The sequence below is a fragment of the Nocardia amamiensis NBRC 102102 genome (genome assembly GCF_001612745.1).
Taxonomy (GTDB): domain Bacteria; phylum Actinomycetota; class Actinomycetes; order Mycobacteriales; family Mycobacteriaceae; genus Nocardia; species Nocardia amamiensis.
In genome coordinates this window covers 1-5,893 of record NZ_BDBA01000327.1, presented here as the reverse complement: position 1 = coordinate 5,893, position 5,893 = coordinate 1, and the positions used below count along the sequence as shown (strand labels likewise).

Sequence of the window (5,893 nt, the reverse complement as noted above, 5' to 3'; positions counted from 1 at the left end):
CGACGGAGCGCCTCGTGGCGCACAACGCTTCTTCGATGTGCCAGCGGGATCCGGCGGTCCAGGCCAGGTCGATCAGCCGGGCCGAGTGTGGCCCGTAGCAGAGGTAGTAGGCGATCTCGGTGGGGTTGCTGATGCTGCGCCGCGCCAGCAGCCAGTGCCCGCGACCTCGGGCCCAGGTGCCGTCGATCTGGCGGCGTGCCCAGTCGTATTCGCGCGGGCCGTGTGCTCCTGCGCCGACCGACAACCGCTGCCATGAGGTGGCGGGTAGTTCGGCGATCAGTTCATCGGCGTGGGCGGTGCGGTCCGCGCGGGTTCTCACCTGCTGGTCGCAGCGTGTGGCCATCACGTAGAACACGTCGCGAGACTCCAGCCAGCCGCGCAGGTAGCCGGCCTGGCCTCATCGTGCAACAACCGGCCGATGCCGAGGCGCTGCTGCGCATCCGCGGCGATCAGCGGCGCACGCACCGCCAGCGGGAACCCCGGTAGCCGCGCCGCGGTCGCGGCCTTGGCAAACGCGATGTCCGACAACCCCATCGCCTTGCGGGTATCGCTGTAGGTGTCGAAGACATGCTGCCAGCGGCTCGCGGATTTTTCATCACCGGCCGCGGAGGCTGTGGTGATCGCGACCGGCAGCTCGGCGACCGGGCCGCCGGCGCCGGTGACGACCCCGTCCAGTCCAAGTTCACCCAGCCGCGCCGGAGCACGGTCGTCGCCCACGAACACCGACAGCCGCGGACATCCGCTCTTGTAGACCTGGGCGATTGCGAGATCCTTGCCGGAGTCCTTGACCCCCATCAACAGTGGGTACTCCCCCGCCAACCGCGCCACCACGGCAGGGCTGACCGGGTTGCCGGTATGACGCGGGAAGTTGTACACCAGCCACGGCACTTCGACATCGGCCATCGCCTGCCCGAAGAACTGCTCGACCCCTGACTCGGGCGCATCGGCGAAGAAATCCGGGGCGATCACCGCCAACCCATCGGCAAACTCCTGGGCATGACGAGCCGCCGCACGAACATCAGCCACCGCCGTCGCACCGACATGCGCAATCAACGTTCCCGCCCAACCATTACGACAGTGCTCGACAACCGACCGCCGCTCACCAGCGGTGAGGCTGGCGAACTCCCCGCTCGTCCCGTTCACCAAAATCGTGCCCACACCCGCACCAGCGAGCAACTCCAGATAGTCCGTAAATGCCGCGAAGTCCACCGCACCCGAAACCTGAAACGGCGTGACCGCAGCAGCGATCACAGAATCCACAACGCCCGACCTCCACCGGCTCGCCCTGCCACAGCGGCACCCACACCCCTCCCCCGTGCTACTGCATCACATCACACCAACGCCGAGTCCGATACTCAGTAACCGAACGCAGCCTGTCGAGAAACCAGATCGGATACCGACAGACCAACCACGTCATCGGGACGCACGGATACACCTCGGTAACCTTAACCATGCATCGAGAACCGATCGCCGGACAGCACCTACCCGGTTGTCGTCGGCTTCAGCTGTGCATTGTCCTGAGATCCGCTCGACGTCTGCGCCCCCGCCAGGATCACTCGTCCAGGCGGGCCGTAGCGTCCGAAGAAGAGTTGGCCGCTATCGGTGTGCCCTGGTGGAAGTACATTCGCCAGCCTTCTGCGGTTCGCCGCCACAGCGAACTGCGGAGCGACCGTTGACCGTTGCGTTCTGCGACATAGGTGACGTGCGCGAGGTCGCGGCTCAGCAGTTCCCCGCTAATCCCGGTGGCAGCGATCGTGGTGGGTGACTCGGTGGCGACTGCGGCGATGATCGCGTCGCGGTCAGATCTGCGGCCGGACGCGCCGAACTCGACGAAGCTCGGGTCGAGGAACACGGCCAACGCCTGCGGGGATGCCCGCACCGCCGGGTCCAGCAGATGCAACTCGGCATCGACGATCTGTCGCACCGGATCTCCAGTCGGCACTCCCGTCACGAGTCTGTCCGCCGGTTGTGCAGGGCGGGAGGCCAGCACGCGTGACATCTCGATCTCCAACCGCTCAGGCCAGTCGATGCAGCGTTTCCGACGACCCGTGTTCGTGAATCCGTTTCTGCGATAGAAGGCCTGGGCAAGGTGATTGGCTTCCAGCACCCACAACCGAATCTCACGGTGGCGACCGGTGACAGCCCACTCGATTACCGCGGCCAGCAGCCGGTCCGACAGCCCGGTTCCCCGATGGGCGGGTGCCACCCACATGGACACGACGACCGGCACGCTGTCTTCGATCATGCCGGCGACCGAGCCGACCGCTGTCGTGTCTGTGGCTTCGGCGACGAACATGGTTCTGCCGTGCATCCATTGGCGCCACTGCCGATCAGTCCACCCGGAGGCCACCTCGAAGGTGGAACCGAACGTACCCGGCACAGACTCCCTGAGCGCGTCGAGCCGCACGGTCCGGGCGACAGCCCATTCATCGTGGTCCAGTCGGCGCACAATCATGCGCCGATCCTCTGCGGCGCGGGCCGATGACGGCAACAGATTATTCCGACGAACTCGGTCAGCGAACGCGTGCTGTTGCTCTGTCCTCGAACGATGCGCGCGTACGTGTTGAGCACGCGGCATCCGGCTATGAGCCAATGTTGCTGACGCCCGAGCTGGTATGCGAAAACAATTGGCTTTCTCCGGTTCGGGCCACCAGCCTTGGTTACATGAGCTGGGACGAGGCGTTCGCAAATCACTATGACGAATGGTCGGCGGACATGACAGCGGATGTCACTTTCTATGTTGAGCTCGCCAGGCAGGCTGAGGGGCCACTGGTCGAACTCGCAATCGGCAACGGACGCGTGGCGATCCCGGTCGCCCAAGCCACCGGGCAACCCGTAATCGGCATCGACACCTCTGCCCGAATGCTCGAACAGGCCACGATCCGTGCGGCCGAGGCGGGTGTGCGGCTGGACCTGATCGAGGCCGACATACGCGACCTGCACCTCAATCAGCCCGCTGCACTGATCTACTGCCCCTTCCGCGCGATGCTGCACCTGAGCACCTGGCCCGACCGCCGCCGCGTCTTCGAGCGTGTGGCCGCCTCGCTGCGGCCGGGCGGTCGGTTCGCGTGGAACGCGTTCGCCTTCGATCACCACACCGCCGCACGCCTGGACGGCACTCGTCAACTCCGACCGGTTCCACACACCATCCGATACGCCGTCGGCGACAAAGTCGACTTGGTCTGTGACGACGGGGCGGTCAGCTCATTGTGGTGGGCGACGAAGAACGAGTGGCTCGGACTTCTCGACGTAGCAGGCCTCGAACTGGAGGCACTACACGGCGGGTTCGCTGGCGAACCGTTCACCGAGGACAGCAGAGAATACGTCTTCGTCGCCCGACGCGCGCACGCACTGTCCGCCGCGGAACGCCAGGACTCCGCGGGGCACGAAAGAGACGGATTGCTTGACCAGGCACCAGATTCATGAGCCCTGCCGGGGTGTATCCGGTGCCGACATTGCCGATGTAGGCCAGTTTGCAACGGCTGCGCGGAATCGGGATCGAGTCGATCCAGCTCGAACCCCAGGCCGTGGGTGAAGTGTCGTTCGCCGAGGGGACCAGTGACGGCCAAGTCCGACACCCTCCTGGCAGGGGCTCCGCCCCGACAAAGCACCAAACGAAGTCAGCTGCGAGCCGCAAACTCGCTCATGAGGACGAGCTGACAAACCTGAGAGCTTGCCGCCGTGACCGATCACACCGACCGCGCACTGTTGTTCCTGGACGTCGACGGCGCCTTGCTACCCAACGGAGGAACGAGGCTCGAAGCGGCACTCGTGGACTGGGACGAATGGCAGAGCAACCGCAACCCCCGACTGCCCTATCTCGACACCACGCCCGGCCCGCGGCTGCTTGCCCTGCCCTGCGACCTGGTCTGGGCTACCGCATAGATGCACGACGCCAACGAGGTCATCGCCCCGCTGCTCGGGCTCCCAACGTTGCCGGTCGCCGACCTTCCCGACGCACCAGAACAAGACCCGATCGATACCCTGCACTGGAAGACAGCGGCCCTCGTTGCGGCCGCCGCAGGCCGCCCCTTCGTCTGGGTCGACGACTAAATCGCCGATATCGACCGCGCATGGGTCTCTGAGGTTCCCCCAAGGCCGGGTAGTTAGTGTTTTCGCTTGTCATGCAAGGGTTTCGGGTGACCAGGCGGTGGCGCTGTAGAGGCCCGGGCCGAGTTTGTGGATGAGGCCGTCGTCGGCCCACCGGGTCAACTGTCTGTACATGGTGTTGAGGGTGATGTCGCCGAAGTGGGCGGCGATGTCACGGGCTCGCCACAAGCGGGTGGGGTCGGTGTCGAGCAGGGTCAGGATCCGGTGGCGTCGGCGCTGGTCGGGGGCGGTGCGGCTGTCGTGGCGGGAAGTGGTCGGAAGCGGGAGTTGTTCGGTGTCGGGCACTACGATGGCGAGGTCGAGATTGGTGACGGTGCGGCTGGTGTCGGGGCGTCCGTCGTCGAGGCGCTCGTTGTAGCGCGACATCGGTGATTTGACCTTGCGGGTGCTGACCCGTTGCCGGCGTCGTGGTAGCAGGTGCCCCAAGATACGGACGCCGATCCGCCCGAGAAGGCCGCTTCCGGTCCCGGTGGGGACGACCCCGTCCGCGGTGACGACCTGGTCACGGGCGGTGTGGAAAGCGATGGCGAAGCTGCAACGGTCCGGGTCGGTACCTGGACGGGATTCGGCGGCGTCGACCATCACGATGCGCAGCGCTTGGTACAGGCCCAGCAGGGCCCACATTTCCTGTTCGACGCCGACGGGGTCGCCCGAGCGCAGAATTCGTCCGGACATGATCGTGTGGCGCAGCGCGTAGTAGGCAGATTCGTGTTCCCACCGCTGGTGGTAGAGGGCCACTAGCGTCGCTGCCGGGTAGCGGCGGGCGTCGGTCAGGGTCGTGACGAGGCGGTAGCCGGCGGTGAACACGGTGCCGTCGATACAGGTCACGGTGATCTGGGCGTCGATGATCCGCACCGGGATCCCGGCGATGACCGCCAGATACGAGCCGTCGCCCAGGCGGGTCAGGACGGGATGCGCCGGTTGCTGCGCGACCGACCCAATACTTGGGCACCGGTCGCGCAGACTTTGACGAGGAAGTCGTTGCTGTCGAAGCCCCTGTCCCACAACACCAGCATGTTCGGGCGCAGTAGATGCAGCAGCTTGCAGGCGTAGCCGGTCTCGCCCAGCTCGGTGGGTCCGAACACTGCCCCGATCACCGCGCGGGTTCCGGTCTCCACCAGCGTCATCAATTCCAGCATCGGGTAGGCATAATGGGCGGTGGCACGCAGCCAGGCCCGGTTCCGAGCGGTGGCGGGCACTTTCTGGGAGGTGCAGCCATCAAAGGACACCATCCGATACCGCCCGAACCGAACCCCCGGAGTCGACGGCTGAGCCAACGGCCCGGCCAGCACATCGAACAACATCCGCATCGGCGCGACCCCCACCCGACGGCGCAAGTCCCGCAACGCTTTCGCGGTCGGGGCGGGCAAGGGTATCCCGGTCAGCGAGGCCGTGAGTTTGTCCCAGACCGCCCGATAACCCACCTCGGGGAACAAGCACATCGCCAGGAGGAAATAGACCCCGACCCGAGACGGCAGATCACGCAACCGGCGCTGCACCGACCGGGTCTCCTCGAGGACCGCGTCGACGAGCTCGAAGGGCACCACCACGGTCAACTCGCCCAGATGACCGGCAGCGAACCGGCCCGCGGCCACGGTCACCGACCGGGTGATCGCCGCCAACGCGGGAGGCAGGGGAGAATGAAACGGCAACGGAGCTCCTCGGCAACAGGCTGTCTTGGTCGACTACCTGAACCAACGAGCTCCGTTGCCCTATGCCCGAAATCCTCAAACCGCTTGCGCCACCAGCGAAAACACTAACTACCCGGCCTTGGGGGAACCTC

General features: G+C 65.8%; 7 protein-coding genes and 1 pseudogene. 3 read left to right on the top strand and 5 right to left on the bottom strand.

Annotated elements, in window-relative coordinates; translation table 11 throughout:
- The 3 genes and pseudogenes from NA4_RS36975 to NA4_RS39825 form a co-directional block, all read right to left on the bottom strand.
- A pseudogene (locus NA4_RS36975) lies at positions 1 to 397 on the bottom strand (IS701 family transposase); the annotation flags it as partial.
- A complete protein-coding gene (locus NA4_RS36970) occupies positions 343 to 1,251 on the bottom strand; it encodes a dihydrodipicolinate synthase family protein (RefSeq protein WP_281180106.1) in 909 nt (302 codons plus the stop codon). The pseudogene NA4_RS36975 and the gene NA4_RS36970, both read right to left, overlap by 55 nt.
- Positions 1,252 to 1,552: 301 nt before the next feature.
- Positions 1,553 to 2,455, bottom strand: a complete 903-nt coding sequence (locus NA4_RS39825; protein WP_169811204.1) for a GNAT family N-acetyltransferase — start codon at positions 2,453 to 2,455, stop codon at positions 1,553 to 1,555.
- Between the two features lie 209 nt (positions 2,456 to 2,664).
- On the opposite strand from NA4_RS39825, the gene NA4_RS36960 reads away from it, so the two are divergent.
- The 3 genes from NA4_RS36960 (at position 2,665) to NA4_RS39820 (ending at position 4,053) form a co-directional block, all read left to right on the top strand.
- Entirely contained in the window at positions 2,665 to 3,426 is a 762-nt protein-coding gene (locus tag NA4_RS36960; RefSeq protein ID WP_245671768.1) for a class I SAM-dependent methyltransferase, read from the top strand.
- Between the two features lie 255 nt (positions 3,427 to 3,681).
- On the top strand, positions 3,682 to 3,885 hold the full coding sequence (locus NA4_RS42005) for a hypothetical protein (RefSeq protein ID WP_067480646.1): 204 nt from the start codon (positions 3,682 to 3,684) through the stop codon (positions 3,883 to 3,885).
- The gene (locus NA4_RS39820; RefSeq protein WP_174553049.1) at positions 3,886 to 4,053 is read left to right on the top strand and encodes a hypothetical protein; all 168 of its coding nucleotides are present in this window, start codon (positions 3,886 to 3,888) and stop codon (positions 4,051 to 4,053) included. It abuts the gene before it with no gap.
- 69 nt (positions 4,054 to 4,122) lie between these two features.
- Here NA4_RS39820 and NA4_RS36950 read toward each other — a convergent pair whose 3' ends face one another.
- Together NA4_RS36950 and NA4_RS36945 are read right to left on the bottom strand one after the other, a co-directional pair.
- Positions 4,123 to 4,965 (bottom strand): hypothetical protein, encoded by an 843-nt coding sequence (locus NA4_RS36950; RefSeq protein WP_067480644.1) that lies wholly within the window; start codon positions 4,963 to 4,965, stop codon positions 4,123 to 4,125.
- A 47-nt stretch (positions 4,966 to 5,012) separates the two neighbouring features.
- Positions 5,013 to 5,762: a transposase domain-containing protein gene (locus NA4_RS36945; protein WP_084497794.1), complete on the bottom strand. Its 750-nt coding sequence runs from the start codon at positions 5,760 to 5,762 to the stop codon at positions 5,013 to 5,015.
- Positions 5,763 to 5,893 lie beyond the last annotated feature (131 nt).

What these genes read in the sequence shown, in the direction of transcription:
- NA4_RS39825 (WP_169811204.1), bottom strand. Translation starts at nt 2,455, where the DNA reads ATGATTGTGCGCCGACTGGACCACGATGAATGGGCTGTCGCCCGGACC.
- NA4_RS36960 (WP_245671768.1), top strand. Translation starts at nt 2,665, where the DNA reads ATGAGCTGGGACGAGGCGTTCGCAAATCACTATGACGAATGGTCGGCG.
- NA4_RS39820 (WP_174553049.1), top strand. Translation starts at nt 3,886, where the DNA reads ATGCACGACGCCAACGAGGTCATCGCCCCGCTGCTCGGGCTCCCAACG.